Here is an 18443-nt window from a genome sequence, read left to right as displayed (position 1 = left end):
TGCAGATATTGGCTGTCGTTAGCCACTATAAAATACCTCTATATAAAAGAGACAATACCATGGCAAAACGCTTAGAAAATAGTTTTCAGTTTTTAGATGTACCACGCCTTGAGCCCACCAAAAAAGATATTGCTACCCGTTCAACCGAGTTCGTAGAGATTTATCATCCATTTGAAAGCGAGTCAGTGGCGCAGCAATCGCATCGCTGCCTTGAATGCGGTAACCCGTACTGTGAGTGGAAATGTCCGGTACATAACTACATTCCCAATTGGCTTAAACTGGCGAGTGAAGGTCAGATATTTCAGGCGGCAGAATTGTGCCACCGTACCAATACTTTGCCTGAGGTTTGTGGACGTGTCTGCCCGCAAGACCGCTTATGTGAAGGCGCTTGTACCTTAAACGACGGCTTTGGCGCGGTGACTATTGGCAATGTTGAGAAGTATATTAACGATACCGCTTTTGCCCTTGGCTGGCGTCCTGATATGTCCGATGTGATTTGGACGGACAAAAAAGTCGCTATTATTGGCGCTGGTCCAGCAGGTTTGGGCTGCGCAGATATCTTAGTTAGAAATGGTGTAACGCCTGTTATTTTTGATAAACGCCCTGAAATTGGCGGCTTATTAACCTTTGGTATTCCAGAATTTAAGATGGAAAAAGACGTCATGCGCAACCGCCGTGTCATCTTTGAAGGCATGGGCATGGAGTTTCGTTTAGAGACAGAAATCGGTACTGATGTCAGCATTGATGAGCTGCTAAGCGAGTATGATGCGGTATTTATGGGTATGGGTACTTATACCTATATGCGTGGCGGCTTTGCTGGTGAAGAGCTAGAGGGCGTCTATGATGCGCTAGATTACCTGATTGCCAATGTCAATCGCTGCAACGACTGGGAGAAAAATCCAGAAGAATATATCGATTTAAAAGGTAAAAAAGTGGTGGTGCTAGGCGGCGGTGATACGGCGATGGATTGTAACCGTACCAGTATTCGTCAAGGGGCGCAGCAAGTGGTTTGTGCTTATCGCCGCGATGAAGAAAATATGCCAGGCTCCCGCCGCGAAGTGGTCAATGCGCGCGAAGAGGGTGTTGAGTTTTTATTCAATCGTCAACCGACAGAAATCATTGGCTTAAATGGCAAAGTGAACGCGGTCAAAGTGATTACCACTCATCTAGGCGCGCCTGACAACCGTGGTCGCCAGCGCCCCGAGCCCATTCCCAATTCAGAAGAAATTATCCCATGTGATGCGGTTATTTTGGCCTTTGGTTTCCGTCCTAGCCCTGCTGATTGGTTTGCAGGGCAGCAAATCTCGATGGACAGCTCGGGTCGGGTCGTAGCCGCCGAAAAACAAACCTTTAAATTTCAAACCAGTAACCCCAAAATCTTTGCTGGTGGTGATATGGTACGCGGCTCTGATTTGGTCGTGACAGCGATTTGGGAAGGTCGTGAAGCGGCGGAAGGCATTCTAGATTTCTTAGAGGTGTAGCATTTGGCTCTAGCAATAGCCACATGCTCTTAGCCAGACGTTCTCAGCTAAGCACTATCTTAGCGTGCTTTTTTGTTGTTATGTGCTAGCATGTTTTGACCTTTAACGTCTTTTATCTTTTAATAGATGAAAGGCGTTATTTTTTGACCATTGCTTTATTATCGCTTTATCAATAGTTAAGCTAGCAGTTATTATTTAACCGCATTTTTATTCATTTATTTATTATAAGAGACAGCCTGCGTGAAACCGACTTTTTGGCAACGATTTACTGCACCGTTTGTGGAGCCATATGCCCGCTATCAGCATGCGGATATTTTGCATGCCATACGTTTGGGTGTGGCCGTGCTGATTGCACTGTTGTTAAATGAGTTTACACACTTGCCGCATGGCGAGTGGACGACCATTACCGTGTTTGTGATATTGGGCTTATTGCAATATCAAGGGGCGATTTATACCAAGGCCAAAGAGCGGATACTCGGCACTTTACTTGGGGTGGTGGTCGGGCTTAGTTTCTTATGGCTGATTCAAGATACGGGTCATTGGCTATGGTTATATTACGGGCTGATTGGTATTATCAGTGGCATCATCGGTTATGTAGCGGTCAAGCAGCTGGGCTATATTGGTCTGTTGACAGGGATTACGATGCTGATGATTGTTTCAAGCCCTGACCATAGCAATATCGCCCAAGATGGTTTATATCGCGCCTTTAATATCTTACTTGGTGCAGGGGTGGCGGTCGCAGCAACGTTGATTTTACCGCTTAAATCGACCTTGATGTGGCGGTTTTTATTGGCAAGCAATCTTGAAACCTGCAGTAATTTGTACGCTGGGGTTGGCAATCATATTGATGCGGAAGTTTTGGTACCCAAGCCATTTAAATATAGTAAGGCGACCAGTTCAGCCAGTATTATTTATCCAAAGAGCAGCTCTGTACCAGATACACCCGTTAATAAATCTTTGGTCAAAGCCCTGCAAAAAATCAATAAGCGCTTGCTTGCCGTGCGCCCGCATATCGCCGCGACAGCCAGTGAATCGGGCATTGAAAAAGAAACGCTAGAGACCATTCAGCGTACCCATCGTAATATTATTGGTACCATTGATTTATTATTAAGTGCCGCGCCGCGCTTGGCGAATATTGAGATTGATGATGAAAATCATATTTTGCTTATCCATTATCAGCATGAATTAACGCAAGCGATGCAGCATATGGCGGCGGTATTACGTAGCCCAAACGATGAGGTATTTCGTCCTATTACGCGCATTGCGGTATCAGAATATCCAAGTGTAGAAAATTTGGGCTTTGAGTGGCAAGGCTATTTCTGGTTAACTCAAACCTTACAACTACAACTGCAGCGGCTCAGTGATTTGCTACAAACCACCAAGCCGCAATGGTTTGCCGCCTCAGGTCTACGTTATCAGCGCCGCGAGCAGCGCCGTATTGAGCATAAAGGCAGCGAAACTGATTTGCATTTATAAATAGAAAAACAAATAAAAGACAAATAAAAAACGCTGACTCTATAAAGTCAGCGTTTTTTTATAGCCATATTTAGTAAAAACAGCTATTAACCATCAGCCATTAATAATCATATTTTAACAAATAATGATTAACGACCGGTTTTCAGCTTATCCCAATACTGCTGATAAACTTGCAAGGCTTCATCACCGACATCTTCTTGGAATTCAGCTTTTGCTAGCACATCTTTGCTTGGATAAATGGTTGGATTGTTTCTAACCTCTTCTGGCATCATCTCACGCGCGGCGATGTTGGGTGAGGCATAACCAATCTCTTCGCTGACGATTTTAGAGTTCTCAGGACGCAGTAAGTAGTCAATAAATTTGTGTGCTGCATCGACCTGTTTGGCGTTTTTGGGAATCACAAAGTTATCCATCCATAAGATAGCGCCCTCAGTTGGGTATTTATACACCAAGCTGGTCAAGCCTTCGTTATTGGCGATGATAGCTTCACCATTCCAACTCATACCAACCGTGGTTTCGCCTTCCATATACGGCATGCGCGAGGCATCCGAGTTAAAGGTTTTCACATTTGGCATCAAGGTCGTCAGCTTCTCATAAGCAGCTTTGATTTCGTCAGGGTTTTTACTATTACCTGAATAGCCAAGGGTCAATAGCGCCATACCAAACACTTCGCGCATGTCATTCATCAGCATCACTTGACCTTTATACTCAGGACGCCATAAGTCATTCCAGCTATTTACGGTCGCAGGATCGACCGCTTCGCCATTGATGGCAAGACCGGTGCTGCCCCACATGTAAGGAATTGAGTATTTGTTTTCTGGGTCAACTTTGGTATTGGTAAATGAGGTATCAAGGTTCTTAAAGTTGCTTAATTTGGATTTATCCAGCTCTTGCAGCAACCCTTCTTTGGCCATTTTTTCGACATAATAGGTCGATGGAATCGCTAAGTCATATTGGCTAGAGTCATCAAGCAATTTGAGCTTGGCGTACATGGCTTCGTTAGAATCAAAAGTAGTGTAATTGACCCGAATGCCCGTCTCTTCGGTAAAGCCGTCGAGAATTTCCTGCGGCATATATTCAGACCAGTTATACAAATTAAGCGTTTCTGTACTGGCAGTTGTACCGTCAGTTGCCGCATTGTCAGAGTTGCTACAGCTGGCAAGTGCAAGTCCGACTGTCACCGCTAAAAGCGCTTTTGGCAGTATACGAGTGCCACGAACAATGCTGTGAGCGACAGAGTGGGACGATGATAAATGGGTCAAAATATCTCTCCTAAATAAGAATGATGCAAATGAGTAAAAGTTAGATGGTAGATAGTTAATGCTAAGTGCTAAGTGTTGAATACTAAGTGTTAAGTACTGAATATAAGCTATCGAGCCAAATGTGAAACTATTATGGCTATGATTGTGAATAATTTAAAGGGTAAGGATGCAACCGATATTCATACCACTATTAAGGCTCATGCTAATAACTGGCTAAGAATTATTTAAAACTAATAGTATGAGGTTTTCCGCTAAACTTTTGTAAGATTATAAGCGCAAATAATCATGTTATGATGGGCGCTGGTTTATTTTTCAGCCATCACTTAACAATATAGTTTATATAAAACAAATAGATTAACCATAACACAATAATAAAGGATGCAACATCATGACTCAGAGTAACCCACTGATTCCAGCGCTGCTCACGGATAAAGTCGCTATCGTCACTGGCGCTAGTCGCGGACTTGGCGCTCAGATTGCTGAGCAAACAGCAGCAGCTGGCGCACGCGTTTGCGTCAATTATCTTAATAGTAAAGAGGCTGCCGACCAAGTGGTTGCCGGTATCATCGCCGCAGGTGGTCAAGCATTTGCTTATCAAGCTGATGTTAGCGATTTAGCACAAATGCAAGCGCTGGCAGCTGAAGTGGTTGCGCGTTATGGTCGCATTGATATATTGGTCAATAACGCCTTGCCAAGTTATCAGTTTAATCCCAGTGCCGACTATACCAGTATCGAAACCGTCAAATGGGCGCATTTTTCGCAGCAGCTTGACGGTATTGTCAAAGGTGCGGTCAATAGCGTACAAGCGGTACTACCACAAATGAAAACGCAAAAATTGGGCAAGATTATCAATATCTCGACCAATCTTGTTTATAATCCGGTGGTCACTTATTACGACTATACCACTGCCAAATCCGCATTGATTGGGCTGACGCGTAACTTGGCTGCGGAGCTTGGACAATACGGCATCCGCGTTAACTTGCTGGCTGGCGGATTGCTACAAACCACGGATGCGAGCCGTTTAACGACTGAAGAAGTCTTTGATTATATCGCCACCACCACGCCATTACGACAAGCAACCTCGGTGGCTGACTTTGCCAATTCGGTGCTATTAATGGCGTCTGATTTGAGCTTGGCCATCACCGGACAGTCTATCGCTGTCGATGGTGGTTTGACGATGCCTTAAGGCTTTGAGGTCATGATGCTTTGAGGCCGTGATATCTAAACGTTGATAAAAATAGCAAGATAAAATAAAAAACAAGCGCAGTTCTAACCACATTGATTAAATAAGAGATAGAGGAATAAGATGAATAACCGTAAACGAGCTGGAATCATCGCCGCAGTAATTGGGATGGTTGCTTTTATGATGATGTTCCATGCTGGCTCACCGACGCCTATCCTAAACTGGCCGGTGGAAACCTATATGGGCTTGGCATTTACCATTGGTTGGCTGAGTAGTGTGCCTAATTGGCTGGCCTATGTACTGGCAGCGCTGGTGCTTATCCTGATGGTCGTCGGCTTTTATAAAATTGGTGGCTGGGTTTATAGTCTGATGACAAGGAAGCGTTAAGTCCTTTTTTGCTCTATATTTAATTATTAAGATAGTTATATGCGGCATTATTCTTGCGCCCAGCTGTGAGTTATCAACCAAAAATTAGCAATGACTAGAAAAACAAAAAACCTTGTCAGCGATTGGCAAGGGGTTTTTTTTGGTTATAAAGATAAACGCTATGACTACTTTCTCTTAAGATTCTTATACTTACGATGCTATATTAAATTGTTCAAGCACTGCTTGTATTCCGTACTCTTCAATCGTGCCAGTGACGAAGTCTGCGCGCTCAATCAACGCGGGCTGAGCATCGCCCATCGCTACCGCATAGCCGACTAAATCAAACATCTCTAAATCATTCATGCCATCACCGAACGCCATGCATTCACGTACATCTACGCCATAATACTGACAGACGTCTTTGATACCGCGTGCTTTAGAGGCGTTTGCTGGCAGAATATCTGCGCCAATATGATGCCAATGTACCAGCTTTAAATCGTCCTCTGCAAAGTCGATATCTTGCATCTTCTCTTCTGGATTGTTAAAAAATACTGAGCATTGATAAACCGTATTTGCCTTATGATAATCTGGGTCAAGAATAGAGTTTGGCGTTATGGCGTTGTATTCATGCAAGCGGGCGTTTTCACCTGACCATGCGATATGCGTCGCCGAGTCGAACTTATGAATCAGCTCGCTTGTTTCACATAACTGGACGATTTTGTCCGTCTGCTCAGCAGATAAAGGGTAATGACTGATGACACCCTTATTATCAAAGCTATATTGCCCATTCATACAAATAATCGCATCTAAGACATCAGCTTCAAACAAAGCTAAAATATCTGCTGGCAATATCGCTTTAGAGCGACCCGTCGAAATCACCAATTTAATATCAGTTTTGGCAAGCGCTTCAAGGGTCGCTTGGTTGTGCGCGGCGATAACACCGTTACGGCTAAGCGTATCGTCAATGTCAAAAAATATCACTTTTGGCACAGGCAATGTATGATTCATACTGGCTGTCGCCGCCTTATCTACAATAAACATGAGTATCCTTTATATTTGAAAAACGACTATTTAGGTAATTAGAGCAGGTATTGAGAGTCGTTGAGATTTACTGAATAATTTTAAGTATTATCGCTAAGAATGTAGTTTGTATTTATCAATAAGTATTCAATTTTATATGACTAAAAATACAGCAATAGGGTGGTTGTGACTCATTTATGTAGCGCTTTTATAACGATAAATGCCTTTCATATTTAGAAGGCGCTGGCCAGCAAACGGTTGATTTTATACTTTTTGACTTTATATAAGATCTAAATAAAAATAGCATTTCTTTTAGTATTCTTAATAAATATATAAAATGCAAACTTGCCCGATAAGGACAGCATAATGAGCTTATCTACCGAAAATAATATGAGCCAAAAAGCCTTAGACGATGATTTATTTACTTTGTCGCCGCGTCATCCTGACAGTCGGCTTGAAACGGATTGGTTGTTCTTATTCAACAAGCTACCGCCAGATCAATGGTTTAGCGCAGATTATGCTTACAAAACATCGGGCTGGCTAAAAGTACATACTAACATACGCAAGCGTCAGCGTATCTTGACACAGATTAGTGCAGGCTATCAATCTGGCGAGTACGACTGGGCAGCGTATCGCTCGCAGATGCTTAAGCGTATCAATATGCATATCCTTAAATTGCATCAGCATCATGGCGTCGAGGATGAGGGGTTTTTCCCTGAGTTTATTCGGATGTATCCGCAGCTACAGGCAGGGTTTGAGATATTGGGTCGCGACCATGTGCGCTTGGATGCGCTACTCGATAAGTTGCAAGTGCAAAATGATGTGCTGGCGAGAAGTGAGGTTGAGGATAAAATGCTGGCAGCGCAATTGCATCAGACTTTGGTGGAGGCGACCGATTTACTCTCACAACATCTGACCGATGAGGAAGATTTAGTGATTCCGATTTTGGGGTTGAGGCAGGGTTAGGATTTGAGTATTGGGCCTTAAATTGTTCTATTCATTAATGAAACAACGTTGCAGCTTGTAAAATACTAAAACTACTCCTAAAATTCTGAGAGGTGTCTTCAACGGAATTGATATTGTGATGAACGATAAAGAACAAGCTCGTACTGATGCGATCGTAGAAGTGCTACATCATGGAGCGGGTTTAAATGATAGCAGTATCAAGGGTATGTTCAGAATTATTGGCAAAAAAATTGCGGGTGAAATTCCACTAGGTGCAGAGTCTCCCACGTTCGCTACTCGAAAGCGTATGATATTGTTCAGCTTGCAGTTTAGTCGAATAAGAAATTTCTTACAGTTTTTTCTCGCGCTATTAATGTTATTCATAGTCATCCTGATGGTATGGGCGACATACCCCAGCGTGATATGGTGGCTGTTTCTTATGAGCGCAGTCTTAACCTATTGGGCGTACTCGTCAATAAGTAGCTTTGTCAGGAAAGGAAGATTAATCTCTGTTATCAAAGCGCAGCAACAACTTTATCCAGACCCTGTCATTAAAGCACAGACGCAACGGGTATATGATGTACAAAGACATGCCAAGCAATTTGCTCAGTCCCGTTTAGCCAGTCGTTTTATTGCGCTATTTATTATGTTGATGAGTGCTTATACGTTGAATTTGTATACTGCTGATATGCCAACACAACTAAAGCACCTTTACTTTTTGGCACCGTTTACGTTTATGCTCGCTGTTGGGATCATGTTTTATCCCATTAGCAAAGCTGAAAACCTGCATCTATACGGTGTTACCCAAATACCCTTTAAATATATGCCGTTTGGCATGAAACTGTGTTTATTCATCGGTGCATTATTGAGTGCGACCATGTTTATTGTAGATACTTTTGGCATCAATATATTTAGTTAGTTCGAGTGTCAGAGTAAGATGTACAAGATGGTATCTACGATAGCTATAACTCTAAGAAATCATGATATCTGATAAAGAAATTGGTCAAAATCCAAAAATATTATTGATTATATTTCATCATAAAGTGTATCTTGGTTTAGATAAGTATTTTATAAATAAGGTTTTTTATGCAGATAACGACGAGCCATACTCCAGAAAGCAAAAAAAGAAATGGCGAGCATATTCTTATCAACATGACATATATCGCCAAAAATGTCGACCTAGATTCGGGAATCGAGCTGACTCGTGCATTTGAGTATTGGCGAAGATATTTTGAAGAAAACAATATAGTTTCAGCTTTAGTCATTAGTGAAGGTTATTTCGTTCAAAGTTTTCAAGGTACAAGGCCTGCTATCAATATTGCCTTAGGAAAAATACTTGACAAGCATTCAACCATTTTCCCTAATATTGTTAATATAGAGGAAATTGAATCGCGTCAATGGAATGGGTTTTTAGTTAAATATCTAACATCAAGCGCTGAAGATGAAGAATATGCCCTAAAAAGCTTCTCAGCAGGTTCTGACTATAATCCCTATCTCATGACAAGTAATCAGATTGAAAGCTTTTTGACAGCAGTTTTTGCAGATACCGAATCCAGCAATTTTTAGATGAGTAATATCTTTTTACCATAATTGTCATCTGCTTTAGCTTGCCTAAAAAAGCCGTCTATACCTTGTGTATAGGCGGCTTTTTGTTAAGAATATTGTGAGCTTTAAATGTTAGAGACTAAAGTGCGAAGTATAGATATTATCAACCAACCTCAACACTCGTCACATTCTGAAAGCCTCTTGGCAACTGCCCACCGCGATTACCACGAGTGCCCGTATAATTAGCCAAATCATTAGGCTTCAGCGTCACATGACGTTTGCCAGCGGTAATGATTAGGCTGTCTTGCTGACTAAGTGGCGTGATGGCAAGCACCTCTTCACCGTCTTTTAATTTGATCAGCTTATTACCTTTACCACGTGCCTGTTCAGGCAAATCATCAAGGGCAAATATCAATAGATATCCTGCATTGGTCACGACAGCAACATGGTCAGGCATCGCGCTTGCGCTGCTATTCTCACCTTCGGCATTTTCATTATTAGCATTGGCAGTCATATCCGCTGGCGCATCGATACGCGCAACAGGGAGCAGACGACTATCAGCTGCTAGATTGATGATATTTTTGCCCGCTTTTTGATTGCTATCGAGATTGCCAATAGTATTGATAAAACCATAACCTGCTGAGCTAGCAAGGATGATACGTTGATCGTCAGCACCCGTTAATAGCTGCTCAAAGCTGGCACCTGCTGGCGGTTTGAGTACGCTGGTCAGCGGATCGCCTTGACCACGGGCGGAGGCGAGGCTATGCGCATCGATACTATAACTGCGTCCAGTGCTATCGAGCACGTAGATTCTCTCATTGGATTTAGCGCGCACGTGGGCTTGATAGCTATCGCCTGAGCGATAGGTCATGCCAGCAGCATCGACGTCATGCCCTTTAGCGGCGCGAATCCAGCCCGCTTTCGATAGAATGGCGGTGACAGGCTCACTCGGTACGAGGTCAGACTCTTTTAATGCTTGCGCTTCCTCGCGTTCCGCCAATTGTGATACGCGCTCGTTGCCGTGTTCTTTCATATCGGCGGTAAGCTCATCAATCATCAGATTGGTCAGGCTGTCTGGATTGTCCAAGTATTCTTGAATGATAGCGCGTTCAGCAGCCAGCTCATCTTGCTCGCGGCGAAGCTCAATCTCTTCTAGTTTAGCGAGCTGACGCAGACGAATATCTAAGATAGCATTGGCTTGTATCTCAGTCAGGTCATAGTCTTGCATCAATGATAATTTTGGATCGTCTTCTTCACGAATAATACGAATGACTTCATCGATATTTAGATAGGCAATCAGTAAGCCTGCAAGGATATGCAAGCGCTTATCGATTTTATCGAGGCGATATTGCAGACGGCGCGTGACCACTGAGCGGCGACAGACGAGCCATTCTTCAAGAATTTCTTTGAGGTTTTTGACTTGAGGTTTACCATTTAGGCCAATCATGTTCATATTGACGCGGTAATTGCTTTCTAAATCAGTGCTGGCAAATAGATGACTCATTACTCGCTGCACGTCGACGCGGGTAGATTTTAGCTCTAAGACGATACGGCAAGCGTTTTCATGATCTGATTCATCATGAATATCAGTAATCCACGGCAGCTTTTTATCAATCATCAGCTTAGCGATTTGTTCTTGAATCTTATTGCCTGAGACTTGATAAGGAAGGGCGTCGATAATGACGAGATTTTTCTCTTTAGGGTCAATATGAAAGGTCGCGCGCATTTTATAGCTACCACGGCCGCTCTCATACATGGCCTGCAAGTCTTTTTTACTGGTGATGATCTCAGCAGGGGTTGGCAAATCAGGCGCTGGTATCGATTGGGTTAATTGTTTAACCGATAGCTCAGGATTTTTTAGCAAACGAATAGCCGCGCGTACCACTTCATTTAGGTTATGCGGCGGGATATCGGTCGCCATACCGACGGCAATACCAGTCGTGCCGTTTAATAAAATATTAGGCAGGCGGGCAGGTAGGGTGGTTGGTTCCTGCATGGTGCCATCGAAGTTATCTTGCCAATCGACCGTGCCTTGTCCGAGTTCTGCAAGCAAGGTATTGGCATAAGCCGACATTTTAGCTTCGGTATAGCGCATCGCGGCAAAGGATTTGGGATCATCTGAGCTACCCCAGTTACCTTGACCCGTGATGAGCGGATAGCGATAACTAAACGGCTGTGCCATCAGAACCATCGCCTCATAACAGGCGCTATCACCATGCGGATGATATTTACCCAGCACGTCACCGACGGTACGCGCAGACTTTTTCGCCTTCGCTGTCGATTTTAGCCCAAGCTCGCTCATCGCATAGACGATACGGCGCTGGACAGGTTTCAGCCCGTCGGCGATATTGGGCAGCGCCCGATCCATGATGACGTACATGGCATAGTTGAGATAAGCTTGTTCAGTGAATTCCGCGACTGAGCGGGTATCCATTGGTTCATTTGGGATAATGGGTGTAATGGTATTATCAATAACATCGGACATAAAATAGGGTTCACTTATCAGTTTTAATAGGTATAAATAATTGGTGCAAGCGTGCAAATAGGATAGTGCTATCGTAAAGGATATTGGCAAAATTAAAAAGGCATAAGTCAGAATAGACGACAGGTCGTGACGTGCTAGATAGACGTGCTGATTGCGTTTTGGCTGATAGCTTTTACAAAATAAGAGAAGTATAGTGAATCAGACGCATATAGTTTGTCTTTTTACTAAGCGCCTGTTTCATAAGGCACTATGCAATAGTGCTCAGCAATAATTATTATAAAGGCTGTAACACGGAACCGTTATCATCGAACTGTCTATCCAAGCCGTCTATCTATCCAAGCCGTCTATCTATCCAAGCCGTCTATCATATGGAGTAGCTATTATGTCATCGTCATCTATATCACCTGCCTATTTATCACGAACGCGTGCTCAGCATCTAGCCAAAAATGCGCTATTATTCAGTGCTGTCGCCGGTATGATGGGATTGACGGCGTGTAGCTCATCGCCAGTGAGTCAGCCGATGGCTGAGCAAACCCGTAGCACTATCGGTCAAAACGCTATAAAGCAATCAGATAATCAAAAATCTATGCCGCCTATTGTAGCAGTCGCCGAGTCGGACGTGGCGATGCCACGTGTTGTCTTAGCTGACAATGCTATGAGCGCTACCAATAACACCATGAGTAATAGCATGAGCAGCATGACACGTTCCGCGCCACAATGGAGTGTGCGTCCGTTATCTGGCATCAGCGTACAGCTACCAGTACGTGATAATTATCAAAAAAACGACGCCAATCCGGTACACCGCACCACTGAGATGGCGGTTGCCACTCTATCCATCGATACCGATACTGGCAGCTACGCCAATGTGCGCCGCTATCTTAATGAGGGGCAGCTGCCACCTGTCGATGCCGTGCGCGTAGAGGAGTTGATTAACTATTTTAATTATCAATTTGATGATGGCAAGCGCATTGCCAACGCACCTTTTGTGGTCGCAACAGAAGTGGTTGATTCGCCGTGGGACAAGGCCGATCAGGATAATAAAATTGTCAAAGTTGGGATTAAAGCAGTTGATAATAGCTGGTCTAATAAAAGCACCAATCAAGTTATGCCGCCCGCCAACTTGGTATTTTTGGTCGATGTGTCAGGCTCCATGTCATCACGCGATAAGCTACCACTAGCGCAATCGTCATTGAAGTTACTCACCGAGCAGATGCGCGCCCAAGACAGTATTAGCATTGTCACTTATTCGGGCACTACCAGTGTGGCGTTGCCTGCGACCAGTGGTGACCAAAAAGCAAAAATACTCGCGGCGATAGAGAGCTTAACTGCCGCTGGCTCGACCAATGGCGAAGACGCCTTAAAGTTGGCTTATAGACAAGCAGAACAAGGCATGAAAAAGAACGGTATCAATCGCATTATGATGCTGACCGATGGCGATTTTAATGTCGGTATTAGTAGTGTTGATGAGATGCTAGAGTTGGTCAAAGCCAATCGTGATCGCGGTATCTCCTTGTCGACCGTCGGTTTTGGTCGTGGCAATCTCAATGACCACATGATGGAACAGATGGCAGACAACGGTAATGGTAACTATAGCTATATCGACAGTTTGACTGAGGCCAAAAAAGTTTTTAGCGATGAGCTAGCGGCGACCTTTAACACCGTCGCCAAAGACGTCAAGGTGCAAGTCGAATTTAATCCAAATGTGGTCAGCGAATGGCGTTTAATCGGTTATGAAAACCGCGTCCTTAATGAGGAAGATTTTAATAATGATAAAGTCGATGCCGGCGAGCTTGGAGCAGGTAAGGCAGTCATTGCGCTGTTTGAAGTGACGCCAACTGGTGCAAAAGGATTGTTTAGCGAGCGCCGTTATAATGAGAATGAATCAAAGAAGACGGCTCGCGGCAAAAAAACAAACGAGCTAGGCTATCTAAATATTCGTTATAAAGCGCCAAAAGGTGGCAGCTCTAAGTTGATTAACCAACCGATTATTAATGCCAGCCGCCCTTTAAATAAAGCCAATATCGATACCCAGTTTGCCATCGCCGTAGCAGGGTTTGGTCAACGCTTAAGCCAAAGCAATTATATTAATGACTGGCATTATAGCCATAGCGCCAAACTTGCGACCAGTACTCTGGCTCAAAAACCAGATAGTGATAAGGATGGCACGCGGCGTAACTTTGTGACCCTAACCGAGCTTGCTGCTGCCCTTGATAGTAAACGTTAAGAGAAGCGTAAGGTACGGTTATTTTTATTAACAATAGAACAATGTTTGGTAATAAATAATTGGTAACAATCCGTGGTATGGCCGGTCATTTAATGGTTAAGTATTTGATAGTAATATAATTAACGGCCGTCAAGTACGTTTAAGAACTCAGGTAGCAATCTTTTATATTGAGTAGTTTGTATAAAGTGTGTATGTTAATCAACAAAGGGCTATTTATCGCTATATTGTTGACTCATTGCCAGACGCTTATATCGTCAGCCGCCCGCCATCATGGTTATATGGATGGTTAGCTTGAACGATGAGGTTTGGTATGTTTATCACTCTGTGATAGAGATGGGTTAATAGCAGCACACTATTACTAGGAGCAGTAAGATTATGGAAAATCAAGGTAACCTAATTCGTCGTAATGACAAAGCGTGGCTCAAAACTTACGAAAAGCTTGGCATACAGTACGAGATTAATATGCCGCCCGCCAATACCTCTTTAATCGATATTCTTGAGCAGAATTTTGTTACTCATGCTGGTCGTACCGCCTTTGTGTGCATGGATGTAAAGCTCTCGTACGAAGATTTAGACCGTTATAGCAAACAGATTGCCGCATATTTACAGTCGCTTGGCCTAAAAAAAGGCGATAAAGTCGGCGTTATGATGCCCAATATCTTGCAGTTACCGGTTGCCGTATTAGGTGTCCTACGTGCTGGCATGACCTTGGTTAACGTCAATCCACTTTATACCACCAAAGAGCTTCAGCATCAGTTAGAAGATTCTGAGACCAAAGTGCTGTTTATCTTAGAAAACTTTGCCAAAACGTATGAAGATATCGGTAAAGATTTGGTCGATCATGTGGTGGTGACGTCGATGGGCGATTTAATGAGCCCGTTAAAAGGTTTTATTGTCAATGCTGTCGTGCGTCATGTGAAAAAACTGGTGCCTCATTACACGCTTAAAAAGAGCGTGAACTTTAAAAAAGCACTCAATCAATTGTCTGCGAAAAAGTATAACCGCCCAACCAATATCGGGCTTGATGATGTCGCCGTATTGCAGTACACCGGTGGTACCACAGGTGTGGCAAAAGGCGCGATGCTAACGCACGGCAACTTGGTCGCCAACTTAATTCAGTGTGATACCTATCTTGGCGATGCGTTTGATAAGTTTGAAGCGCGTAATGAGCAGCCTGTTATTATGACAGCCTTGCCGCTATATCATATCTTCTCATTTACAGTTTGTGGTATGTATGGCCTCTATCGTGGCTGTATCGGTCTACTGGTACCGAATCCACGTGATGGCGCAAGTTTAATCAAAGCCTATAAAGATTATCCACCGGCGTTTTTCCCAGCGGTAAACACGCTATTTAATGCGCTCGCTAATAGTGACGCATTTAAAGCCTTAGACCATAGCAAGCTTGAGATGTCGATGGGCGGCGGTATGGCAGTATTAAAAGATACCGCGGCTAAATGGGAAAAAATAACTGGCAACATCATTGTGCAAGGTTATGGTCTGTCGGAAACCTCTCCTGTTGCTTCAGCAAATCCGCAAGGTACAGGCGAGTTCTCAGGTAATATCGGTCTACCGATGCCTGGCACAGACATGGCCATCTTGGATGAAGAGGGCAATGAAGTGCCACTTGGTGAGCGCGGTGAAATTTGCGTTCGTGGTCCGCAGGTCATGAAAGGCTACTGGAAACGTGATGATGCCACCGCTGAGGTCATGACGTCTGATGGTTATTTCCGTACCGGTGATATCGGCGTGATGGACGAAGAGGGCTACTTTAAGATAGTCGATCGCAAAAAGAATATGATTTTGGTATCAGGCTTTAACGTCTATCCAAACGAAGTAGAAGATGTGATGTCAGGTCATCCAAAGATTTTGGAATGCGGCGTTATCGGTGTCGATGATGAAAAGAGCGGCGAAGTACCGAAGATTTATGTCGTGCGCAGTGATGACAGCTTGACTAAAGAAGACGTGCTCGCTTATAGCAAAGAAAATCTAACCGGTTATAAGCGTCCTCGTTATGTTGAATTTATTGATGAGTTACCGAAATCTAACGTCGGTAAGATTTTACATAAAGACTTGCGCGCTTTAGAAGAGAAGAATCACGGTTAAGTAATTTAGCACCGAATATCATTTTTTTTACCCACATTTATCACCCTTAATACATGATAAATAGGGTCGAAAATAGCCGGATATTCGCTGGTGTCATACTGAAAGATGATAAGGTCGTTTGTATAAGACCTTATCATTTTTTTTATTTTTCTATGATGATTTGGCAGTACGCATAGAGAATGGCGAGCAAAACTGCTATAGTTCCTGCCGATTATATTTTTGTATTTCACGATAAAAGTGCATGCTTAAGTGCTTAGCGCCGTTATAAAAGCATCGACAATGCTGGCTATTTGAATAATAGCTTTTTGCGTTAATGCGTTTGCAACTGGTGATACAATGGCTTTTATGCATTTGCATCATAGTGAGAGTAAACTTAGGCATGCGGCTTATATGTCTAAAGATTTTTGATGTAAAAAGTTTGTGAATAACAATTGCGCTCAGAGCTTAGGTGATGAGCAGTTATTTATTCACAAACTTTTGATTTTATCAATACGTGGTTGGCGACCACGGTAAGGGCAGCACATATACTCTATATTTTAACAGTAACATTTAGGGACGATTATGACGGACAGTATCAATAAAGAAACCACCAACCATAACGCTGCGGGCAACGCTCAATCAATGGTTGAAAATGCATTTCCTACCATGCCGACGATAGATAGCGACAGTCCGTGGCTGAGTGCTTATGAGCGCTATGGCATCGATGCGACCATCGATATGCCAGATGACAGTACGTCTTTACTTGAAGTGTTCGAGCGTAACTTTAGTCGTTATGGGCAAAAACCTGCGTATATTTGCATGGGTGCGTCCATTACCTTTAAGCAATTAGACTTATACAGTCGCCAAATTGCCAGCTATTTACAGTCGTTAGGATTGGTAAAGGGCGATAAAGTTGGGGTGATGATGCCCAATATTTTGCAGTATCCAGTGGTGGCTTTGGGTATTATCCGTGCAGGTATGGTACTGGTTAATGTTAATCCTTTGTATACCAGCCGTGAGCTATCGCATCAGTTGCATGATAGTGGCGCTAAAGCGTTGTTTATCGTTGAGAACTTTGCAAAAACCTATCAAGATGCCGAAGATAAAGGGCAAGTGAAGCATGTCATCGTTTGTAAGCTTGGCGATATGCTTGGCTTGGTCAAAGGGGCAGTGGTCAACCTGGTCGCGCGTCATGTTAAAAAAATGATTCCCGCTTATCGTCTGCCAGAGAGCACCAGCTTTAAGCATGCGTTAAATGCGGTTTCAGCTAGCAAGTATAAGCGTCCTGATTTGAACTTAAGCGATGTGGCCTTGTTGCAATATACTGGTGGTACGACGGGTGTTGCCAAAGGCGCGATGCTATCGCACGGTAACTTGGTCGCTAATATGCTACAGATTAGTGTCCTGATGAACAGCGCCTTTGATGATGATGTCGATGCCAATGATGTGATTTTGACCGCGCTCCCGCTATACCATGTGTTCTCATTTATGGTTTGCGGCATGTATGGTATGTACCAAGGTTATGCCGGTTTGCTGATTCCAAACCCGCGTGATTTAGATGGTTTGATTAAAGAGATGGGCAAATACAAGCCATCGTTTATCCCTGCGGTAAACACCTTATTTAATGGCTTAGTACATAAAGAAGGCTTTGCAGATTTAGATTTCTCTAACCTAAAAGCCTCGATTGGCGGCGGTATGTCGGTATTGCCAAGCGTCGCAAAAGAGTGGCATAAAATCACTGGTCTGCCTATCGTTGAAGGTTATGGTTTGTCTGAAACCTCGCCAGTAGTCGCCTTTAACCCAATGACTATTTCTGAATTTACCGGAAAAATTGGTATTCCTGCTTCTAGCACTGATATTATTTTAATCGATGATGATGAAAATGAAGTGGCATTAGGTGATCGCGGTGAGATTTGTGTCAAAGGTCCACAGGTAATGATTGGCTATCAAAATCGTCCACAAGAAACGGCTGAAACCTTTACCGCTAGTGGCTTCTTGAAAACGGGCGATATCGGCATCATGGACGAAAAAGGCTTTATCAAAATCGTTGACCGCAAAAAAGACATGATTTTGGTTTCGGGCTTTAACGTTTATCCAAATGAGATCGAAGAAGCCATGAGTGAGCATCCTGCTGTGGTAGAATGCGGCGCTATTGGTATTCCAAATGATGACCGCGGTGAAGATCCAAAGCTATTTGTGGTCAAAAAAGGCAATGTCACCGAGCAAGAGCTGCTTGATTTTGGTAAAAAGCAATTGACCGGCTACAAACGTCCGCGTCATATCCAATTCGTTGATGAATTACCAAAATCAAACGTCGGTAAAATCCTACGTAAAGAATTGCGTAAGATGGAAGGTTTAGAATAAAGTTAACGCT

At 43.5% G+C, this 18443-nt stretch carries 13 protein-coding genes; 10 read left to right on the top strand and 3 right to left on the bottom strand.

Features of this window, described 5'->3' with window-relative positions; all coding sequences use genetic code 11:
• Positions 1–59 precede the first annotated feature (59 nt).
• Complete coding sequence (locus JMX50_RS02780) at positions 60–1481, top strand: FAD-dependent oxidoreductase (RefSeq protein ID WP_201628313.1); 1422 nt, start codon at positions 60–62, stop codon at positions 1479–1481.
• A 240-nt stretch (positions 1482–1721) separates the two neighbouring features.
• Entirely contained in the window at positions 1722–2957 is a 1236-nt protein-coding gene (locus JMX50_RS02775) for an FUSC family protein (RefSeq protein ID WP_201565023.1), read from the top strand.
• A gap of 128 nt (positions 2958–3085) precedes the next feature.
• Here JMX50_RS02775 and JMX50_RS02770 read toward each other — a convergent pair whose 3' ends face one another.
• Positions 3086–4219, bottom strand: coding sequence for an ABC transporter substrate-binding protein (locus JMX50_RS02770; RefSeq protein WP_201628312.1), 1134 nt, complete (start codon positions 4217–4219; stop codon positions 3086–3088).
• Positions 4220–4607: 388 nt separating this feature from the next.
• Here JMX50_RS02770 and JMX50_RS02765 point away from each other — a divergent pair, with 388 nt between their 5' ends.
• Both JMX50_RS02765 and JMX50_RS02760 read left to right on the top strand, forming a co-directional pair.
• Positions 4608–5405 carry a 3-oxoacyl-ACP reductase gene (locus JMX50_RS02765; protein ID WP_201628311.1) on the top strand — a complete coding sequence of 266 codons (798 nt, stop codon included), beginning with the start codon at positions 4608–4610 and terminating at the stop codon, positions 5403–5405.
• Positions 5406–5525: 120 nt separating this feature from the next.
• The gene (locus tag JMX50_RS02760; protein ID WP_201565026.1) at positions 5526–5789 is read left to right on the top strand and encodes a hypothetical protein; all 264 of its coding nucleotides are present in this window, start codon (positions 5526–5528) and stop codon (positions 5787–5789) included.
• A 189-nt stretch (positions 5790–5978) separates the two neighbouring features.
• On the opposite strand, the gene JMX50_RS02755 is transcribed toward JMX50_RS02760, so the two are convergent.
• Positions 5979–6809, bottom strand: a complete 831-nt coding sequence (locus JMX50_RS02755) for an HAD family hydrolase (RefSeq protein ID WP_227670869.1) — start codon at positions 6807–6809, stop codon at positions 5979–5981.
• Positions 6810–7154: 345 nt separating this feature from the next.
• Between JMX50_RS02755 and JMX50_RS02750 the strand changes: the two genes are divergently transcribed.
• The 3 genes from JMX50_RS02750 to JMX50_RS02740 all read left to right on the top strand — a co-directional run bounded on the left by JMX50_RS02750 (position 7155) and on the right by JMX50_RS02740 (position 9299).
• Positions 7155–7754, top strand: coding sequence for a hemerythrin domain-containing protein (locus JMX50_RS02750; RefSeq protein WP_201628310.1), 600 nt, complete (start codon positions 7155–7157; stop codon positions 7752–7754).
• A gap of 115 nt (positions 7755–7869) precedes the next feature.
• Complete coding sequence (locus tag JMX50_RS02745; protein ID WP_201628309.1) at positions 7870–8652, top strand: hypothetical protein; 783 nt, start codon at positions 7870–7872, stop codon at positions 8650–8652.
• A 167-nt stretch (positions 8653–8819) separates the two neighbouring features.
• A complete protein-coding gene (locus tag JMX50_RS02740; protein WP_201628308.1) occupies positions 8820–9299 on the top strand; it encodes a hypothetical protein in 480 nt (159 codons plus the stop codon).
• A gap of 142 nt (positions 9300–9441) precedes the next feature.
• Here the strand turns inward: JMX50_RS02740 and parC are convergent, their stop codons facing one another.
• Positions 9442–11763 carry a DNA topoisomerase IV subunit A gene (gene parC, locus JMX50_RS02735; RefSeq protein WP_201628307.1) on the bottom strand — a complete coding sequence of 774 codons (2322 nt, stop codon included), beginning with the start codon at positions 11761–11763 and terminating at the stop codon, positions 9442–9444.
• Between the two features lie 382 nt (positions 11764–12145).
• Between parC and JMX50_RS02730 the strand changes: the two genes are divergently transcribed.
• The 3 genes from JMX50_RS02730 (at position 12146) to JMX50_RS02720 (ending at position 18433) form a co-directional block, all read left to right on the top strand.
• A complete protein-coding gene (locus JMX50_RS02730) occupies positions 12146–13987 on the top strand; it encodes a vWA domain-containing protein (RefSeq protein ID WP_201628306.1) in 1842 nt (613 codons plus the stop codon).
• A gap of 375 nt (positions 13988–14362) precedes the next feature.
• The gene (locus JMX50_RS02725) at positions 14363–16090 is read left to right on the top strand and encodes an AMP-binding protein (RefSeq protein WP_201624677.1); all 1728 of its coding nucleotides are present in this window, start codon (positions 14363–14365) and stop codon (positions 16088–16090) included.
• A 621-nt stretch (positions 16091–16711) separates the two neighbouring features.
• Entirely contained in the window at positions 16712–18433 is a 1722-nt protein-coding gene (locus JMX50_RS02720) for an AMP-binding protein (RefSeq protein ID WP_201624695.1), read from the top strand.
• Positions 18434–18443 lie beyond the last annotated feature (10 nt).

Origin of the sequence: Psychrobacter maritimus, from assembly GCF_904846345.1 — a bacterium.
Lineage (GTDB): Bacteria > Pseudomonadota > Gammaproteobacteria > Pseudomonadales > Moraxellaceae > Psychrobacter > Psychrobacter maritimus.
The sequence above is the reverse complement of the archived record's forward strand: the minus strand, read 5'-3'. Positions and strand labels throughout refer to the sequence as shown.

Excerpts from the sequence above, each read along its gene's own strand:
- JMX50_RS02725 (WP_201624677.1), top strand. The coding sequence starts at position 14,363 with ATGGAAAATCAAGGTAACCTAATTCGTCGTAATGACAAAGCGTGGCTC.
- JMX50_RS02760 (WP_201565026.1), top strand. The coding sequence starts at position 5,526 with ATGAATAACCGTAAACGAGCTGGAATCATCGCCGCAGTAATTGGGATG.
- JMX50_RS02765 (WP_201628311.1), top strand. The coding sequence starts at position 4,608 with ATGACTCAGAGTAACCCACTGATTCCAGCGCTGCTCACGGATAAAGTC.
- JMX50_RS02750 (WP_201628310.1), top strand. The coding sequence starts at position 7,155 with ATGAGCTTATCTACCGAAAATAATATGAGCCAAAAAGCCTTAGACGAT.
- JMX50_RS02755 (WP_227670869.1), bottom strand. The coding sequence starts at position 6,809 with ATGTTTATTGTAGATAAGGCGGCGACAGCCAGTATGAATCATACATTG.
- JMX50_RS02720 (WP_201624695.1), top strand. The coding sequence starts at position 16,712 with ATGGTTGAAAATGCATTTCCTACCATGCCGACGATAGATAGCGACAGT.
- JMX50_RS02780 (WP_201628313.1), top strand. The coding sequence starts at position 60 with ATGGCAAAACGCTTAGAAAATAGTTTTCAGTTTTTAGATGTACCACGC.
- JMX50_RS02740 (WP_201628308.1), top strand. The coding sequence starts at position 8,820 with ATGCAGATAACGACGAGCCATACTCCAGAAAGCAAAAAAAGAAATGGC.
- JMX50_RS02730 (WP_201628306.1), top strand. The coding sequence starts at position 12,146 with ATGTCATCGTCATCTATATCACCTGCCTATTTATCACGAACGCGTGCT.
- parC (WP_201628307.1), bottom strand. The coding sequence starts at position 11,763 with ATGTCCGATGTTATTGATAATACCATTACACCCATTATCCCAAATGAA.